This is a genomic window from Limnohabitans sp. JirII-31, assembly GCF_002778315.1.
In the GTDB taxonomy this organism is placed as follows: domain Bacteria; phylum Pseudomonadota; class Gammaproteobacteria; order Burkholderiales; family Burkholderiaceae_C; genus Limnohabitans.
On the sequence record NZ_NESA01000003.1, the window covers coordinates 213,733 to 229,325 of the forward strand.

Consider the following 15,593-nt stretch of genomic DNA (forward strand, 5'->3'; position numbering starts at 1 on the left):
CCCCATGAATACCTTGACCCTCACCCCCGCCCTGCGCGCCGATGGCTTTGACACACCAGGCATCCCACCACGCGCCAATGCCGGTGAAGTGAGCCGCAAACACCAGCGCCCTGTGGCGGTGGTCATTGGCAGCGGCTTTGGCGGGCTGGCCGCAGCCATTCGCCTGAGCGTCAAAGGCTACGAAGTCAAAGTCTTTGAAAAACTCGACGCCCCTGGGGGCCGCGCCTATGTGCACCACCAAGACGGCTTCACCTTCGACGCAGGCCCCACCATCATCACCGCACCGTTTTTGCTCGAAGAGCTGTGGGCGCTGTGTGGCAAACGCTTTGCAGACGACGTGAAGCTGGTGGCCATGGACCCGTTTTACCGCGTGCGTTTTGCCGACGGCACTTGGTTCGATTACAACGGCGACCCCGAACACATGCGCGCTGAAGTGGCGCGCTTTGAGCCCTCAGACCTGGCGGGTTACGAACGCTTTTTAGAAGAAGCCGAGCGCTGCAAGACGCTGGGTTTTGAAGGCATGGGTGACATGGCTTTTGACAAGATCAGCGACCTGATGGCGGCCATCCCCGACTTCTTGCGCATGGGCGCCTGGCGCAGCCTCTACAGCCTGGTGGCCAAACACATGCGCAACGACAAGCTGCGCATCGTGATGAGCTTTCACCCGCTGCTGATCGGCGGCAACCCCTTTGCCGTGACCTGTGCTTATGCGCTGATCAATTCACTGGAGCGCACTTGGGGTGTGCACTCGGCCATGGGCGGCACTGGGGCCATCGTGCGCGGCCTGGTGGGCCTGCTGGAAGATCGTGGTGTACAGCTGCGCTGCAACGCACCCGTCACGCAAATCCGCATCGAGGGCGGTCGTGCCTGTGGCGTGGCGTTGGACACGGGCGAGTTCATCGCCGCCGACATCGTGGTCAGCAATGCCGACACGGCCTGGACCTACAAGCACTTGGTGGCCCCCCAACACCGCCGCGTGTGGAGCGACCGCAAGATCGACAAGGGCCATTACTCCATGGGCCTGTTTGTCTGGTACTTCGGCACCTCGCGCCAATACGCCGATGTGCCGCATCACATGATGGTGCTGGGCCCGCGATACGAGGGCCTGCTGCAAGACATCTTCAAAAAGCACAAACTGGCCAAAGACTTCAGCCTCTATTTGCACCGCCCCACCGCCACCGACCCCTCGCTGGCGCCCGAGGGCTGCGACACCTTTTATGTGCTCTCGCCCGTGCCGCACCTCGACAGTGGCACCGACTGGCCCGCCTTTGCTGAAACCTACCGCGCGGCCATTGCCGAGAGCCTGCAAGCCAGCGTGTTGCCGGGCCTGCGCAACTGCATCGTGACCAGCAAGGTCACCACACCGCAGGACTTTCACGACAACTTGTGGTCTTACAAAGGCGCGGGCTTTGGCTTGGAGCCTTTGCTGCTGCAAAGCGCCTGGTTTCGTCCGCACAATCGCAGTGAAGATGTGCCGGGTCTGTTTGTGGTGGGGGCCAGCACGCACCCAGGTGCAGGTGTACCGGGTGTACTGATGTCAGCCAAAGCTTTGGAAACGGTGGTGCCCCATGTCCAGGCCTGAACGCACGCAACCACTCGCACACACGCCAAGCGCAGCACCGCACCTGTATGCCGTGGCAACGGCCGCTGAACCTGCGGTGTTCAAAGAACTCGACTTTGGCTCGCAGGACCTGCAAGCCTGCGTGGCGATGATGCAAGGCGGCTCCAAAACGTTCTTTGCGGCCAGCCGCTTGTTGCCACCCCGTGTGCGCACCGCCGCCATCGCGCTGTATGCCTTTTGCCGCGTGGCCGATGACCTGGTGGACGAAGCTGCGCCCGGCGATACGCCGTTGGTGGTGTTGCAAGCGCGGCTGGACGCCATCTATGTCGGCACCCCACACGACCACGTCGAAGACCACGCCTTGAGCTTGTTGGTGCAGCAGTACAAACTGCCTCGCCATTTGTTGGACGCGCTGATCGAGGGCTTTGCCTGGGATGCAGCTGGGCGCACTTACGAGAGCATGGAAGACCTGCATGCCTACGGTGCCCGCGTGGCGGGCAGTGTGGGCGCGATGATGGCTTGGATCATGGGCACACACAACATGGACACCTTGGCACGCGCCTGCGAGCTGGGCGTGGCCATGCAGCTGACCAACATTGCCCGCGACGTGGGGCACGACGCCAGCATTGGCCGCTTGTACCTGCCGCGTCAATGGTTGGTCGAAGCGGGCATCAACCCCGACGAATGGTTGGCCAAGCCAAGCTTCACGCTTGGCATTGCACAAGTGGTGACGCGCTTGCTCGATGAGGCAGACCGCCTGTACAAGCAAGCGCACTCGGGCATCGCCGCTTTGCCGCCCGACTGCCGCGCGGCCATTTGTGCAGCGAGCATGATCTACGCCGAGATCGGCCATCAGCTGCGCCGCGAAGGCTTGGATTCGGTCAACAAACGCACGGTGGTCAGCACCACGCGCAAGCTCATGCTGCTGGCCAGCGCTTGGACCCAAGTGCACTGGATCCGCGTGAGCGAGCACACGCCTGAGCCGTTGGGCGCCATCGTCGCCATGGTGCAAGGCTGCCGCAACGCCACGCCGTTCACAGGCCACAAAGCTTTTTTCCCAAACCGCGCCATGCCCCAGCGCGTGGCTTGGATGTTCGAGTTGCTTGAGCGCCGGGAAGCCGAGCGCCTGGGCCTCAACAACCCGCAACAAACGACCTAACGCCTGAGGCCACAACGATGAGAGACGACCGCCACAGCATTCGGGTGCGTTTGCTGTATGTCAGCCAGGCGGTGGGTCCGCAAACCACCACCGTCACCACCAGCATCTTGCTACAGGCGCAAACACACAATGCGGTGCTGGGCATCACGGGCGTGCTGTGTCAAGGTCAGGGCTTCTTTTTTCAAGTGCTAGAGGGCGAACGCAGCCGTGTGAATGCGTTATACCGACGCATTTGTATCGACAAACGGCACCACGCAGTGGACCTGCTGCATTACGAAGAAATCAAGGAACGTTTGTTTGACCAGTGGTCCATGGCACTGATACGGCTGCCCGTGGACGACCCGATGCTCAACAGGCAGCATGCTGACTTTGACCCCTACGCCACTTCTGGCACAGAAGTGATGGCGCAGCTGCTGAATTGGGTGGCGACGGGTCAGCCGATTGAGATGACGGCCCCCTGAGCGTCACCCGTCGCTGGTGCGCACAGCAAAGCTTCTGCGCGGGTCAGCTGTTGCTTGAGATCAACTTGGCGATCACCGCAATCACGACGAAAAATGAAGAAAACAGCGCAATGCCAACGGCGTAGTAGGTGCCCGACTTTTGGCGGATTTGAGAAATTGTCAATTTGTTCATGGTTTCAACCTTGTTTTAAAAAACGATCTATCAAGAAGCAGCTGACGCCATCACTCGCTTGGGTGATCCGACGTTTTATGGAATGGGCGTTTGGGGCGATTCAACCAATTGGCCACCATAAACGCGCAAAAAACGACAAACATGATGATGAGGATGTGTTTGATTTCCATGGTGTTTTCCTTGTGTTGAGGGAGGATAAAAAGAGTCGCAAAAAATGAGGGGATAGATCAACTATACGGATGGCGTTTGTGCTGAATCAAGTGCACGCCAAGGTCGTATCAATGGGGACATGGCCCACAACGTCAGCGCCAGCAACCCAATTTCAAGACCGTACACGGCCGAGTAACCCACCACCGAACTGCTGCCCAGCGCCACGCCGTCGCGCACCAAACCGCCCACAGCCATGCCGACACCCGCGGCTGTGGCCTGCACCGCGCCCCAAGCGCCCATGGCCAAACCGACATGCTCGGGTGGCGCCATTTGCATGGTGGCCGTGAGTGTGCCGTGGGCAAACAAACCGCCACCCAAGCCAATCAAGAAAATGCCCATGGCAAACAAAACGGGCGAATCAAAAGGGGCTGAGGCGATCACCGCCACAAACGCTGGCACGCCCACCCAAGCACCCCAACTGGCCATGCGGTAAGCATCTGCACCACGACTGAGCACCCGCGAGGCCCAAGCAAACCCAATCAAACCACCCAGCGCCAGCGTGGCGGTGAGCATGGTGGTGGTGGAGACACTGAGGTTCAAAATCTCGCCGCCATAGGGCTCGAGCAACACATCTTCCATGGTGAAGGCCATGGTGCCCAAGCCCACGGCCAGCAAGCGCCGCAGCGTATTCGGGCCTTGACAAAACAGTTGCCAGGCTTGGGCGAAGGTGTGCTCAATCGGCGTGCCGGGTTTGCGTGTGCGGCTGCGCGGCTCTTGTTTCCACAGGGCCACCACGTTGAGCACCAGCGTCATCACAGCCACGGCTTGCACCACGCGAATCAGCTGACCGGGGCTGTAATCGCGCAGCAAATGGCCCAGCATCAAGGCGCTGCCGATCATGCCGACCAGTTGCATCACATACATGAGGCCCACCACCTTGGGTTGGCTCTCGGGCGGGGCCAAGTCAGTGGCCAGCGCCAGACCTGCGGTTTGTACCGTGTGCATGCCTATGCCCACCAACACAAAAGCACCCCCAGCCCCGACCAAACCCACCCAGCTGGGGGCCTGACTCGACTGGCCTGCACCGGCCAACACCAGCAGCGCAAAGGGCATGATGGAGAAACCACCGAACTGCAGCAAACTGCCCATCCAGATGTAGGGCACACGCCGCCAGCCCAGTTGTGAGCGGTGGTTGTCTGAGCGAAATCCAATGAGCGCCCGAAACGGCGCCACGAGCAAAGGCAGGGCCACCATCAACGACACCAGCGTGACGGGCACTTTGAGCTCGACGATCATCACGCGGTTGAGGGTGCCCACCAGCATGACCATGGCCATGCCGACAGAGATTTGAAACAGCGACAAGCGCAACAGACGAGACAGCGGCAAGTCATCGCTGGCAGCGTCTGCAAAGGGCATGAATCTCGGGCCCATCGAGGCCAGCGAATTCGCCCATGAAGCATGTGTTTTGGTTTTGGTCATAGATTGAAAAGACCAAGCGCTTGCGCGCTTGGCCGTTCGACGGGTAGCACCCGCTACTTCTTCACCGTGGCATCGGCCGCCGCAGGCGCAACAGCGACCACTTTGGCACCACCGTTGAGGTAGTTTTTCACCCAGCTGGTGTTCATGGTCAGCGCCAAGTGCACGCTGAAGGACGAGATCGCCACAGCAGCAATGAACACAGGGATCCCAACCGATGGTTTCACCACGCACCACATTTTCGAATAGATCATGAGGTTCTCCTTTACTTGAGCCAGGGTGAATAGATGTAGGCCAGCAGATGGGCAAATGCGGCAATCATGCCGAATATCTGCGTGCCCTGGATGAGATTGCGGTGAATCTCTTCCGATTCGGCCTCGGTCAGTCCCGTTGGCCAGACTTTGTCTGAGTTAGACATAGTTTTCTCCTTGCAGAAGACGTGCACGGCCCGCACGAGGGCTATTCAAGGCCACCATGGCCAGGAATGGGGTTGCCTTGAAAGCGAGTTCAAGCGTGTTCATCTCAAGCCCGCCTCGGCATGCGCCAAGGCAGCATGGCTTGAACCACCGGTGACACCAAACGCGGCACCGACAAGGTTTCGTGGAAGGCGAGCAAGGGCTCACCTGCGTGATCAAATTGCAGCAAGGCGCGCTGGTAAAAGGGCGTGTCTTCGAGTTGCTCTTGCACCTGAACAGCTTGCTCACTGCGCATACGCCGATCAATGCGCCAACCCGTTTTGGGCAAGCGTTGAACCGGCGGCGTGTCGGTGGTTTCCACCTTGCCTTTGGGCGTGAAGCGCAGCGAGAGCACGCGATCTTGTGTGTTTGGGGCTTGCATGTCGTAGAACACCAAGGTGCTGCCATCACGCATGCGGGCACGCGACCAGTCCCAGGTGTGAAAGCCTTGGTCGATGGGTTCGTCGCCCTCGTTCGAATCCAAGTAAGCATGGCCCTGCCACTTCAGATCGGGCGAGCTCAACTCGACCTCAATCCGCGACGCTGGCGCCAAAGGTCCCCAGCGGTGTCGGCCAAACACATCGAGACGCGTCGAGAAGGCGCACAGGTGTTGAGGCCACAGCTTGATACGGCCTCGGATGCGCCGAGGCAGCGGGACGCACACCTCGTTGATGTCGATGGTCAAACAGTCGCCGTCCCACTGCAACTGACTCGGACCAATGACGAACGCTTGGGCACTGCGCGCCGACTGTCTGTGACCTCGCTCGGTCATCGCCCAACGTCCATGGCCTTTGCTGTAGAGGGCCACGTTCAATGCGCAATGGTTGTCTGGGTCTGCACGGCCACGTTGGCGAGCCCAGGCGTAATAAGGCGAGAACACGCTGCCCACAAACGCGATGAGGGTGATGCCGTGTTGGCCGTCGTCACTCATGGCGTCGACGTACCACCAAAGGTAGCCCCCATCTGGAACATGCTGGTCGAAGCGAGGCTCGCCATCAGGGCCTCGGCCGCCCGCTGCCCGGACAAGGCCGCCATCGGCACGCCCGGCCCCGGATGCACGCTGCCCCCAGCCAGAAAGAGGCCCGGCAGGGGCGTGTTGGAGCCAGGTCGGCTGAAGATGCTGGTCCAGCCGTGCGTCGCCTGCCCGTACAGGGCTCCCCCACTGGCTGGAAAACGCCGATGGAAATCCTGCGGCGTGGCGCGCAGGCTGTGAGTCGCCGTGGGTTGCAATTGCAAGCCCAGCTGACGCAGGTGTTGAAAGGTGTGTGTTTGGCATTGTTCTAAAGCCTCCTCAGTGATCGCATTGCCATCACCGCTGGCAGGGGCGTTGACCAAACAAAAAATGCGCTCGGCTTGGCCGAGTGCGAGTGGCGCAGGCCGATCTTGTGCGCAGACATAGACGGTGGGTTGTTGCGGCAGGCGCTGGCGCTCGAAGATGTCCTCGAACTCACTGGCGTAAGTGTTTTGAAAAAACACGTTGTGGCGGTCAAGTGCCACCCCTTCTGTCGCGGTGTGCATGGACCACGTCAAGGCCGACAAAGACCTCGGCGGCGATGCTTTAGGTACAGCTTGGCGCGCTTCGTCACCCAACAAACCTTGTCGCAAAGCAGCGGCATCGCCATTGAAAATCACACGGTCTGCGGGCAAAAACTCGCCCGACTGCAAGCGCACGCCACACACCCTGCCCTGACGCTTTTCGATGCGCTGACACGTGCTGTGATAACGAAACACCGCGCCACGGCGGCGGGCCACGCGGACCAGCGCCTCAGCCATGCCGACCATGCCGCCTTGTACCGACCAGACACCATCCATCTCAACCTGAGCGATCAGCATGAGGGTGGCAGGCGACTGCCAAGGCGATGAGCCGCAGTAGGTGGCGTAGCGGGCAAACAATTGGCGCAAGCGTGGGTCGGTGAATTGGTGGCCCAGCTGCTGCCACAGGCTGCGCATGGGGCCAAGTTGGGCCAGCACGCCCAAGCCTTTGAAACCTAAGTCCCCCATGAAGCCGCCCATGCTGGGGCGCTGAGCACGGATCATCGGCCCTTCCAGCGCGGCATACAGCGCGCGCGTGGTTTGGCAAAATTTTTGAAAACGCCGCGCCTCGTCACCACCCGACCAAGCGGCAATGGCTGCTTCGCTGAGGCGCGCATCGGCAGACAAATCCAACTGGCTGCCATCGGGCCAGAAGTGGCGTGCCAACACCTGCAAAGGCGTGATCTGCATCTCTGCTTCGACACTGGTGCCCACGCTGTGCAGCAAGGCGTCAAACACCCAACGCATGGTGAACACCGTGGGCCCGCTGTCGATGGCCACACCGTCGACCTCACGGCTGTGCACTTTGCCACCGGGCTCGCCCGCGGCTTCGACCACCGTGACATCCAGGCCCTGATGCGCCAGCAACAAGGCGCTGCTCAAGCCGCCCATACCCGCCCCAACAATGACCACCTTGTGCTCAGACATGGCTGGGCTCCAAGTCATGCAAACCCAAAGCGGGCTCCGTTGGCAAGGGCAATGCATCGGCGCGTGCGGGTGCGCTTGGCATCTCCAAAGCCCGGCCTTGCCAAACGCCGGACATGTGAAGAACCTGCATGCGCACAAACATCGATTCCGAAAAAAACTGGTGCTTGTAGGCTGCGGCGCTGGCCACTTGATGCGCGCCCTGATGGGCGTACTGCAACATGGACGCCGTGTCTTGCCACAGGCTGAAAGTGCATTGACGCACCAACGGTGCCTCGCCCAACCCCATGGACAACAAGCAGCCTTTGGACTGGCTGAGTCCGGCTTGTGCCGCGGGTGCATAACGCCAAAAAGCCATGGCTTTGGTGGGCACAATGCTGGCCCGTGTCAACACCGCCAACGGACCCTGTGGGTCGACTTGTCCATCCAGTGCGTCGGGCGCAGTGGCGAGCCAGGCTTGTTTGTCCCATTGGCCTCTGGCCGATTGCACGCTCAGCACACCGCTCCAAAGTTCACGGGCACGGTCACGGTAGGCCTGCACCCAAGCACTGCCGAGAAATTTCATGGCCAAGTCAAAGTGCGTGAACGTACAGATGAGTCCTTGGTGGGTGGCACTGGGCCGCAAGCTAAAGCCGCCACCGTGGCCACTGCCCATGACCTTGGCAGCCGTCAAGCCCGGCACTTCTTTGTAGGGGGATGCGCCTGCCACCAAGCGTAACCAACCCCACCCCTGATGCTGTCGCAAAAAATCAGCAAGCAACACGACCACCACGCCTGACAAGGGGTCGTGAAGAGGTGCAAGGGTGTCCATGACGGGGCGTCCGGCAAGTTGGCTGAGGACGGCTATTTGGTTGCAACTTTGGTGGTTACCAAAGCCGGTTTGAGTAACTCAGGAAAGTCCTTGGCCATCGGTGCCCCGTTGAGCGGCTTGTAGGCCCCTTGGTGGCACGTGGCGCAGTTGAGCTTGGGCACATCACCCGTGGGGCCTTTGCGATGGTCTGGGAACACGTCGGTCAAAGATTCCATGTAGCTCGTATTGAGATCACGCGCCATGCGTATGCCATGCCAAGCCGTCGTGCGCTGAGGCGGACTTTTCTCCCAGCTTTGGAACGACTGGGTGTTGTGGCAATAGGTGCAATTCACGCCCAAAGACGTTGACATGTGGGTCATCAACCCATAGGTCCACTCGGCTTGCTTGATCGACTGGCGGTTACCAGACGGCAGCGCGGTCGGCCCATTGACGCGGATTTTTTCCTCACCCAACAAAAATGGTGTGAACGGATCGTTGGGCAACGAGGACAAATTCACCACGGCCGAAGGCGTGTTTTGCCCCGCCTTGTCGCCGATGAAGTTGGCGCCTTTGGGCTGAGGATCGGACTTGAACCAGATGGCACTGGGCACAGGCTGGCCGCGGTGGCAGGTGTAGCACGTCACACCCGTCTCTGCGACGTGGGGTTTCCAGTCGGCGTTGATGTGTTGCGTCATCTGAATCATCTTGCGCGCCACCACTTTGGTGTACTTGCTGTCCTCTTGAAAGTTGGGCAGCTGGTGGCAATAGGCACAACCTTCTTCAGGTGCCACCCAACTGCTCATAGAGACCATCAGGCGGTTGAATTCGCCCACACTCAAGTTGCCCAGCACCTTCACATTTTTGTAGACCTGTGATGCCTTCGGGCCGTCAGAGCCGGGCGAAGGAATGGCCATGGGCGGTTGGTTCTTCTCGGTTTTCGCGTCCAGCAAGCGGACGTTGTAGACCTGCACCATGCCAGTACCGCGGTAGCCGCTTTGCACCGATTCGGGACTGGGCCGCTCACACCCGCTCAACAACAAAGCGGCCAGCGCAAGGCCGATGGTTTGCAACAGACGCGCCGCCCATGGGGTGCGCAAGCGTGGGCTGCAAGAGGTCATGGTGTGTGTGCTCATGGCTTCACTCCAGTAGCCAGCGCGGGGTCAACCATCGCTGGAAAAATTTCGGGATAAGGTGGTGCCACGCCATGCTTGATAGCCCACAAGTACCAGTTGTCCACCACGGTGCCTGTCAGCAAAATGCCGATGCCACCGGTGATGGGACACAGCACCGCAAACCACCACGCCCAGCGGTGGATCGACTCCATGGTGGCGTTGAAGCCCATGGTCCAGCGCCAAAACAAGGCAGCTCGCTCGGAGGCTGTGCCACGGTCGGTGATTTGTTCAATCTCGCGCTCACCACCAAAGCGGGTCACCGCCAAAATGGTGGCGCCGTGCATGGCAAACAGCAAGGCGGAGCCATACAAGAACACGATCGACAGGGCATGGAAGGGGTTGTAGAACAAGTTGCCGTAGCGCAGTGAGAAAGCCGCCGTCCAGTCCAAGTGGGGGAAGATGCCGTAAGGCACGGCCTCGCCCCAAGAGCCCATCAGGATCGGACGGAACAAGCCCAACACCAGGAACAACCAGATGGCCGCAGCAAAAGCCCACGCGATGTGCGTGCCCATGCCCAGCTCCACCGCACGGCGGTAGGTGCGCGCCCACCACAGCATCACCGAGGCTGTGAAGAACAAGCCCACGATCAAGAACCAGCCGCCTTGGTTGAGCGGTGGAATGCTCAGCCCGTAGCTCGGAGGCGGTGGCTCGAGGGAAAGCCAAAACAGCTGACGCACAAACTGGATCGGGTCGTAGTTGACCGAGGCCAGCATGTTCATGCCAATCAAGGTGAACGCGATCAGACCGCAAAACAGAGAAGCCAAGCCAAGGCCCCCCAAATAGATCGGCCCAAGCTGGGCATTGCCCAACTTGCCAATCCAATAGCTCAGCAGGGGTTGTCCAGTGCGTGGGCTGTTGCCATGCCCAAGGGCTACCCCTTGGTGTACAGGTCCCACGGCTTGCACCGTGGTGAATAGGTTTTGATAGTCGGCCATGGGCTGTCTCCTCAATTCTTTGGATTCGGTCTGTGTGTGCAGTCCAACTCAGACGGGCCACTGGGACCAGATCGGCATGTTCAGCCACCAGCTCCACCACTCAGGCCAGCCACGGCTCCAGAAGGGGCCGCTGAGCACGATGCACAAGGCGCTGAACAGCACGGCGGCCAAGGCCAGGAACAGCCCCAAGCGGTGGATACCCAAAGTGCCGATCGAGTAACCGATGATGTCGCGGAAGAACGTGTCTTCGTGTTCGGGGGTCTTGACCACGGTGCCCGGTGTGGGGTTGGTAGACGAGAGGATCAGGCCACCGTGCAGCGACAAGGCAAACACACTGGCGAAGAAGAAACTCACGGCAATCATGTGCGCCGGGTTGTAATGAAAGTGCAGGTACTGGTAGCCCACGTTGGACACCCAGTCGAGGTGGCTGTAGATGCCATACGGAAAACCGTGACCCCAAGCGCCCATGAGCACAGGGCGAATCACCACCAACGTGAAGTACGCTGAAATCGCGACACCGAAAGCCACAGGGACGTGATAGCCCATGCCCAGCTTGCGACAGATTTCGACCTCACGCATCATCCAAGAGCCGAAGGCCCCCAACGCACAAACGGTGATGAATTGCCAAAGCCCGCCCTCCATCAGAGGCGCAAGGCGAAGGCCGTAAGACAAATCAGGCGGTGCGATGCTGATCTGCCAAAGGTTCCAGGTCGGGCCTTGTGAGGCTCCCCACAAAATGAGCGCCGTGCCCAGGAACGAAAAGAACAAGGTTGTCACGCCGAAGAAGCCGACGTAAAACGGTCCGACCCAAAAGTCAAACAAATCACCACCCAGCAGGGTACCTCCGCGGACACGGTACTTTTTCTCAAAACTTAGCATGGCCATGGTTGGGTCCTCCTGCTTCAGTGGATCAACAGATGCCGCATTGACACGGGTTCAATGACGGCATCTGAACGGCAAGTCCTGGATCAGGACTTGGGCAAGGTGAGCGAAGCCACCGAAGTCGGCAACGGCGAGTTTTGCGCCGATGCTGCTACGGGTTTTTTCGCGCCGTCTAGCCAATTGAATTTGTTCGTGCTGAGCAAGATGAGGTGAATCATCGCGGCCAAACCAAACAAGAAAATGCCTTGCAATACCATGGCACGCAAAGGATCGAAAAGTCGCCAAATTCTCCACATGGTGAATCTCCTAAGTGATGTTGGACATGAAGGTGTACACCGCAGCTTTCACGCCATGGCTCATGCTCTTGGCATCCTCTGCACCAGGCAACAGATCACGCCACTGAACGCCGACCAGTTTGGCCAGTACGACGAGCGCGAAGAGAAATCCGAAACTGATGAAAAAAATAGTCCAATACGCTTGAGATTCATCCTCGCGCGGATGGTCCTCATTGAGATGGCTTGTGTTTTGCATGACAGTGTCTCCGTCAATCTAGGGTTTAAAAATCAGGCTCTGAATCAGAACCAGGGACGCCACGCCCAGACCAAGATGTGCGCCAATACAGCGACCGCTGTAAAGCCTACGGCACCTTGCATCCAGTAATGGTGGAACTCCTGGGCTTCCTCATCGGTGAGTCCGGAAATAGATGTCTTTGTGGACATTTTTTGCTCCTGTTAACGAGGCCTTGCGGCCCGGGATGCGCACAGCCCGCGCAGATAGGCATCCGCAGCCAAAGGCCACGACATCTTGAACAAGGGGCCGCGCTTTGCGCCACCCGTTGGCGTGTAAAAACGTGTGTCGACCTTCATGCCGCCACTCCCAAACCGAGTTCGCGGCTGGCCGCGTTGACGTGGTCTTCGGTCACTTCGCTCAGGCCTTGTGCTTGCGACAGTTGCTCTGACTGATCGCGCAAACGCTTAGCCGCAGAAATTTGCACCAGCACCGGCTGGCTTTGCACCACATCGCGCAAACGCTGCTGGGCCTTGTCTTGCCAGTTGGCATTGGGGGGTGCCACGCCACGCGCTTGCGTGGCCTCGACTTTGTCCATCTCGGTGGCCAAGGGCAGGATGTGAAACAGGGCATCGAACAGCGCGTTACAGACTTCTTGCACCACGTAGGTGGCGCCGCTGTACCCCATGAAGGGCGTGCCGGTGTGGCGGCGGATGATGGCGCCCGGAAACGACGCCGGAATGAACGCTGCGCGCATGGGACTGCCCCCCGAGATCTCGCTCAGGTACATGCGCTCGTTGTAGCTGCCAAACATGATCAGCGGCGTTTGGGTTTTGACCAACTCGCGCACGGTGGCGTTGTCGGTCTTGGTGCCTGCGGTGCGCGAAACGCTGAAACGGCAAGGCAGGCCCATCTCAAATTCAAGGAAATTTTTCAGACCGCGTGCATAGGTCTCTCCAGCCACCACCGCAAAGCTGGCGGTGGCAAAGAAGTCTTGCGTGACCGAACGCCACAAGTCCCACAGTGGCTTCAAGGTGGTGTGTTTTTCACGCTCGATGAAAGGCTCTGGATCGAGGTTGAGCAACTGTCCGAGCTTGCGTAAAAACTGCGTGGTGCTGTGCATGCCAATGGGGGCTTGCAGGTAGGGGCGCTCCAACGCCTCGCACAACATGCGGCCAAATTCGCGGTACATGCAGATGTTCACATCGGCCTCAACGAGGCGCGAGACGTCGGCCAAGTGGCTGCCCAGGGGGAACACCATGTTGACCTCGGCCCCAATGCCCTGAACGAGGCGGCGAATTTCGGCCAAGTCGCTGGCACTGTTGAAGGTGCCGTATGAGGGGCCAATGATGTTGACGCGGGGTTTTTCACCTGCGGGTCGCTCGGCGAATGGTTTGCGGGCAGGCACTTTGCGCAAGCCGTACTCGCTCCACAACCAATACATGGCGCGGTTGGCACACTGCCATTGGTCTTCGTCAATGGTGCGTGGCAAAAAGCGGGCAATGTTGGTGCCCTCAGGTGTCACGCCACCCCCAATCATTTCGGCGATGGAGCCGGTGACCACCACGGCAGGGAGTTCGGGGTCGAGTGTGGCGTGGGCACGTTTCATGGCACCTTCGGTGCCCTCTCGGCCGAGTTGCTCTTCGGCCAGGCCCGTCACCACAATGGGCAGTTCATGCGGCGGCAGTGCATCGGTGTAATGCAGCACAGAGGTGACAGGCAAGTTTTCGCAACCCACAGGGCCGTCGATGACCACTTGCAATCCCTTGATGGCGGTGAACACATACACCGCACCCCAGTAACCGCCTGCACGGTCGTGGTCGAGGATCAAGGGCGACTTGGGCAGATTTGGCTGGCTCATGACCCCATCTCCTCGGCTTTGCGTTTTTTCAACAGCTTGTCCAGCTGGCGGCGGGTTTCGGTCTTGAACTCTGGGCGATCTTTGGGCACGGACTCCCAGATGCCCGCCGCATGGCCTGCGCCCACGTCGCCAAAGAAACTCTTCATCGCGTCGAAGCGGCTTTGGTTGCCCATAGCCGCCTGCACCACCTGCACCAAGGAACCCGCACCCGCCACGCCCATCAGAGGACGCGCAGAAATCAGGTTGGTGAAGTACAGCGAGGGCACGCTGTTTTGCTTGGCGATTTGCACCACCGGTGTCGTACCAATGGCCAACTGGGGCCGGTACTCGTACATGGCGTGAAGGTCTTGCTCCAGTGAAGCGCGCATTTGCACTTGCACGCCCTTGGCCTGTAACCAAGCGATGTCGTGCGCGTTCCACTCTGTGGCCGGACACGCCGAGCCCACGTAACGCAAGTCGGCACCGCACTCGATGAGCAAGCGGCCCACCAGCAATTCAGAACCCTCGTAGCCACTGAGCGTGATGCGGCCTGAAATTGGCTTTTGCATCAAGAGGCCACGCATTTGCGTCAGGGCTTGGTTGCGCGACAAATCAATCTGAGACTGCGCCAAACCAGCGGCCTGCCCAATGTTTTGCAACCAGTCTTGCGTGCCTTCTAGACCCACAGGCGCGGAGCCCACCACGGGGCGTCCCGCAGCTTTGAACTCGCGCACACTGGCGGTGTAAAAAGGGTGGATGGCGGCAGCCACGCTGCAGTCGAGCGCGGCATACAGCTCACGCCATTCGCGTGTGGGGACCACGGGGCCTGCGGCCAAGCCCATGGGTTCGAGCATCTGCCCAATGATGACGGGGTCGGCCGGGAACATTTCGCCCAGCAATGCAACGGTGGGCTTGCTGCCACGTCCGGCGCGCGGTGCGGCCACCGGGCCACTGATGATTTCTTCGCGGGCGTATTTCAACATCGCACCCGCCAGCACATCTTTGGCCTCTGCGTGGGTGGGCACACCAAAGCCCGGCACATCGATGCCGATGATGCGCACGCCGTTGATCTCTTTGGGCAACAGTTGCAGAGGCACCCCACTGGCGGTGGGGACGCACAGGTTGATGATGATCACCGTGTCGACCTGAGCCGGATCAGCTTGCGCATGCACGGCCTCACGAATGTCTTCAAACAGTTTGCCCGTGACGAGTGACTCAGAGTTGAAGGGCACGTAGCCCACGCTGCGGCGCGCACCGTAGAAATGCGAGGTGAACGTCAGGCCATACACACAGCATGCCGAGCCCGACAAGATAGTCGCCGTGCGTTTCATGCGCAAGCCCACGCGAAGCGAACCAAAAGCGGGGCACATGCTCTGTGGCTGATCGTGCGGACCAGCGTCTGGCTGGCGCGGGTAATCGCGTGCGTATTGATCGAGCACGTCGGATTTGCCTGCCTCTTTGGCAGCGGCCACCATGGCCTCGGTGCCAGCATGGCAACCCATGCCGTCGCCTTGCAGGCCTGCTGGGTTGGCAGCTTGCGGGCTTGGGTGAATCGGGATGGTGCGTGTCATGAGCT

18 protein-coding genes are annotated in these 15,593 nt (G+C 59.9%); 3 read left to right on the forward strand and 15 right to left on the reverse strand.

The genetic code is table 11. The features are described 5' to 3' along the window. Window positions 1-4 precede the first annotated feature (4 nt). The 3 genes from B9Z41_RS06085 to B9Z41_RS06095 are packed head-to-tail and all read left to right on the forward strand — an operon-like array spanning window position 5 to window position 3,181. Window positions 5-1,582 carry a phytoene desaturase gene (locus B9Z41_RS06085; protein ID WP_100146245.1) on the forward strand — a complete coding sequence of 526 codons (1,578 nt, stop codon included), beginning with the start codon at window positions 5-7 and terminating at the stop codon, window positions 1,580-1,582. After that, entirely contained in the window at window positions 1,569-2,720 is a 1,152-nt protein-coding gene (locus tag B9Z41_RS06090) for a phytoene/squalene synthase family protein (protein WP_100146156.1), read from the forward strand. The genes B9Z41_RS06085 and B9Z41_RS06090 overlap by 14 nt, the downstream gene beginning before the upstream one ends. Before the next feature lie 17 nt (window positions 2,721-2,737). Next, on the forward strand, window positions 2,738-3,181 hold the full coding sequence (locus B9Z41_RS06095; RefSeq protein WP_100146157.1) for a BLUF domain-containing protein: 444 nt from the start codon (window positions 2,738-2,740) through the stop codon (window positions 3,179-3,181). Window positions 3,182-3,224: 43 nt separating this feature from the next. On the opposite strand, the gene B9Z41_RS17285 is transcribed toward B9Z41_RS06095, so the two are convergent. From B9Z41_RS17285 to bchY, 15 genes are all read right to left on the reverse strand, one after another. Continuing rightward, entirely contained in the window at window positions 3,225-3,353 is a 129-nt protein-coding gene (locus B9Z41_RS17285) for a hypothetical protein (RefSeq protein WP_255408407.1), read from the reverse strand. A gap of 231 nt (window positions 3,354-3,584) precedes the next feature. After that, window positions 3,585-4,982, reverse strand: a complete 1,398-nt coding sequence (locus tag B9Z41_RS06100) for a PucC family protein (protein ID WP_100146158.1) — start codon at window positions 4,980-4,982, stop codon at window positions 3,585-3,587. Between the two features lie 53 nt (window positions 4,983-5,035). Continuing rightward, on the reverse strand, window positions 5,036-5,233 hold the full coding sequence (locus tag B9Z41_RS06105) for a light-harvesting protein (RefSeq protein ID WP_100146159.1): 198 nt from the start codon (window positions 5,231-5,233) through the stop codon (window positions 5,036-5,038). 11 nt (window positions 5,234-5,244) lie between these two features. Further along, a complete protein-coding gene (gene pufB, locus B9Z41_RS06110; RefSeq protein ID WP_019429105.1) occupies window positions 5,245-5,397 on the reverse strand; it encodes a light-harvesting antenna LH1, beta subunit in 153 nt (50 codons plus the stop codon). Between the two features lie 104 nt (window positions 5,398-5,501). Then, a complete protein-coding gene (locus tag B9Z41_RS06115; RefSeq protein WP_100146160.1) occupies window positions 5,502-6,365 on the reverse strand; it encodes a carotenoid 1,2-hydratase in 864 nt (287 codons plus the stop codon). Continuing rightward, window positions 6,362-7,894, reverse strand: coding sequence for a 1-hydroxycarotenoid 3,4-desaturase CrtD (crtD, locus tag B9Z41_RS06120; protein WP_100146161.1), 1,533 nt, complete (start codon window positions 7,892-7,894; stop codon window positions 6,362-6,364). The genes B9Z41_RS06115 and crtD overlap by 4 nt, the downstream gene beginning before the upstream one ends. Beyond that, window positions 7,887-8,702 (reverse strand): hypothetical protein, encoded by an 816-nt coding sequence (locus tag B9Z41_RS06125; protein ID WP_233202558.1) that lies wholly within the window; start codon window positions 8,700-8,702, stop codon window positions 7,887-7,889. Before B9Z41_RS06125 ends, crtD begins: the two co-directional genes overlap by 8 nt. Before the next feature lie 32 nt (window positions 8,703-8,734). Continuing rightward, window positions 8,735-9,814 (reverse strand): photosynthetic reaction center cytochrome PufC, encoded by a 1,080-nt coding sequence (gene pufC / locus B9Z41_RS06130; protein ID WP_233202560.1) that lies wholly within the window; start codon window positions 9,812-9,814, stop codon window positions 8,735-8,737. Continuing rightward, window positions 9,811-10,788 carry a photosynthetic reaction center subunit M gene (gene pufM, locus B9Z41_RS06135; protein WP_100146162.1) on the reverse strand — a complete coding sequence of 326 codons (978 nt, stop codon included), beginning with the start codon at window positions 10,786-10,788 and terminating at the stop codon, window positions 9,811-9,813. The genes pufC and pufM overlap by 4 nt, the downstream gene beginning before the upstream one ends. A 48-nt stretch (window positions 10,789-10,836) precedes the next feature. Continuing rightward, the gene (pufL, locus tag B9Z41_RS06140) at window positions 10,837-11,673 is read right to left on the reverse strand and encodes a photosynthetic reaction center subunit L (protein WP_100146163.1); all 837 of its coding nucleotides are present in this window, start codon (window positions 11,671-11,673) and stop codon (window positions 10,837-10,839) included. A gap of 83 nt (window positions 11,674-11,756) precedes the next feature. Then, on the reverse strand, window positions 11,757-11,966 hold the full coding sequence (gene pufA / locus B9Z41_RS06145) for a light-harvesting antenna LH1, alpha subunit (protein WP_100146164.1): 210 nt from the start codon (window positions 11,964-11,966) through the stop codon (window positions 11,757-11,759). A gap of 10 nt (window positions 11,967-11,976) precedes the next feature. Then, a complete protein-coding gene (locus tag B9Z41_RS06150; protein WP_100146165.1) occupies window positions 11,977-12,201 on the reverse strand; it encodes a hypothetical protein in 225 nt (74 codons plus the stop codon). 44 nt (window positions 12,202-12,245) lie between these two features. Further along, window positions 12,246-12,389: a light-harvesting antenna LH1, beta subunit gene (gene pufB, locus B9Z41_RS06155; protein ID WP_081499349.1), complete on the reverse strand. Its 144-nt coding sequence runs from the start codon at window positions 12,387-12,389 to the stop codon at window positions 12,246-12,248. A gap of 143 nt (window positions 12,390-12,532) precedes the next feature. Then, window positions 12,533-14,038, reverse strand: coding sequence for a chlorophyllide a reductase subunit Z (gene bchZ, locus B9Z41_RS06160; RefSeq protein ID WP_100146166.1), 1,506 nt, complete (start codon window positions 14,036-14,038; stop codon window positions 12,533-12,535). Then, window positions 14,035-15,588, reverse strand: coding sequence for a chlorophyllide a reductase subunit Y (bchY, locus tag B9Z41_RS06165; RefSeq protein ID WP_100146167.1), 1,554 nt, complete (start codon window positions 15,586-15,588; stop codon window positions 14,035-14,037). The genes bchZ and bchY overlap by 4 nt, the downstream gene beginning before the upstream one ends. Between the last annotated feature and the right edge of the window lie 5 nt (window positions 15,589-15,593).

Bases quoted from the DNA above. Each gene is read 5' to 3' on its own strand.
- B9Z41_RS06085 (WP_100146245.1), top strand. From the start codon at position 5: ATGAATACCTTGACCCTCACCCCCGCCCTGCGCGCCGATGGCTTTGAC.
- B9Z41_RS06090 (WP_100146156.1), top strand. From the start codon at position 1,569: ATGTCCAGGCCTGAACGCACGCAACCACTCGCACACACGCCAAGCGCA.
- B9Z41_RS06095 (WP_100146157.1), top strand. From the start codon at position 2,738: ATGAGAGACGACCGCCACAGCATTCGGGTGCGTTTGCTGTATGTCAGC.
- B9Z41_RS17285 (WP_255408407.1), bottom strand. From the start codon at position 3,353: ATGAACAAATTGACAATTTCTCAAATCCGCCAAAAGTCGGGCACCTAC.
- B9Z41_RS06100 (WP_100146158.1), bottom strand. From the start codon at position 4,982: ATGACCAAAACCAAAACACATGCTTCATGGGCGAATTCGCTGGCCTCG.
- B9Z41_RS06105 (WP_100146159.1), bottom strand. From the start codon at position 5,233: ATGATCTATTCGAAAATGTGGTGCGTGGTGAAACCATCGGTTGGGATC.
- pufB (WP_019429105.1), bottom strand. From the start codon at position 5,397: ATGTCTAACTCAGACAAAGTCTGGCCAACGGGACTGACCGAGGCCGAA.
- B9Z41_RS06115 (WP_100146160.1), bottom strand. From the start codon at position 6,365: ATGAGTGACGACGGCCAACACGGCATCACCCTCATCGCGTTTGTGGGC.
- crtD (WP_100146161.1), bottom strand. From the start codon at position 7,894: ATGTCTGAGCACAAGGTGGTCATTGTTGGGGCGGGTATGGGCGGCTTG.
- B9Z41_RS06125 (WP_233202558.1), bottom strand. From the start codon at position 8,702: ATGGACACCCTTGCACCTCTTCACGACCCCTTGTCAGGCGTGGTGGTC.
- pufC (WP_233202560.1), bottom strand. From the start codon at position 9,814: ATGAGCACACACACCATGACCTCTTGCAGCCCACGCTTGCGCACCCCA.
- pufM (WP_100146162.1), bottom strand. From the start codon at position 10,788: ATGGCCGACTATCAAAACCTATTCACCACGGTGCAAGCCGTGGGACCT.
- pufL (WP_100146163.1), bottom strand. From the start codon at position 11,673: ATGGCCATGCTAAGTTTTGAGAAAAAGTACCGTGTCCGCGGAGGTACC.
- pufA (WP_100146164.1), bottom strand. From the start codon at position 11,966: ATGTGGAGAATTTGGCGACTTTTCGATCCTTTGCGTGCCATGGTATTG.
- B9Z41_RS06150 (WP_100146165.1), bottom strand. From the start codon at position 12,201: ATGCAAAACACAAGCCATCTCAATGAGGACCATCCGCGCGAGGATGAA.
- pufB (WP_081499349.1), bottom strand. From the start codon at position 12,389: ATGTCCACAAAGACATCTATTTCCGGACTCACCGATGAGGAAGCCCAG.
- bchZ (WP_100146166.1), bottom strand. From the start codon at position 14,038: ATGAGCCAGCCAAATCTGCCCAAGTCGCCCTTGATCCTCGACCACGAC.
- bchY (WP_100146167.1), bottom strand. From the start codon at position 15,588: ATGACACGCACCATCCCGATTCACCCAAGCCCGCAAGCTGCCAACCCA.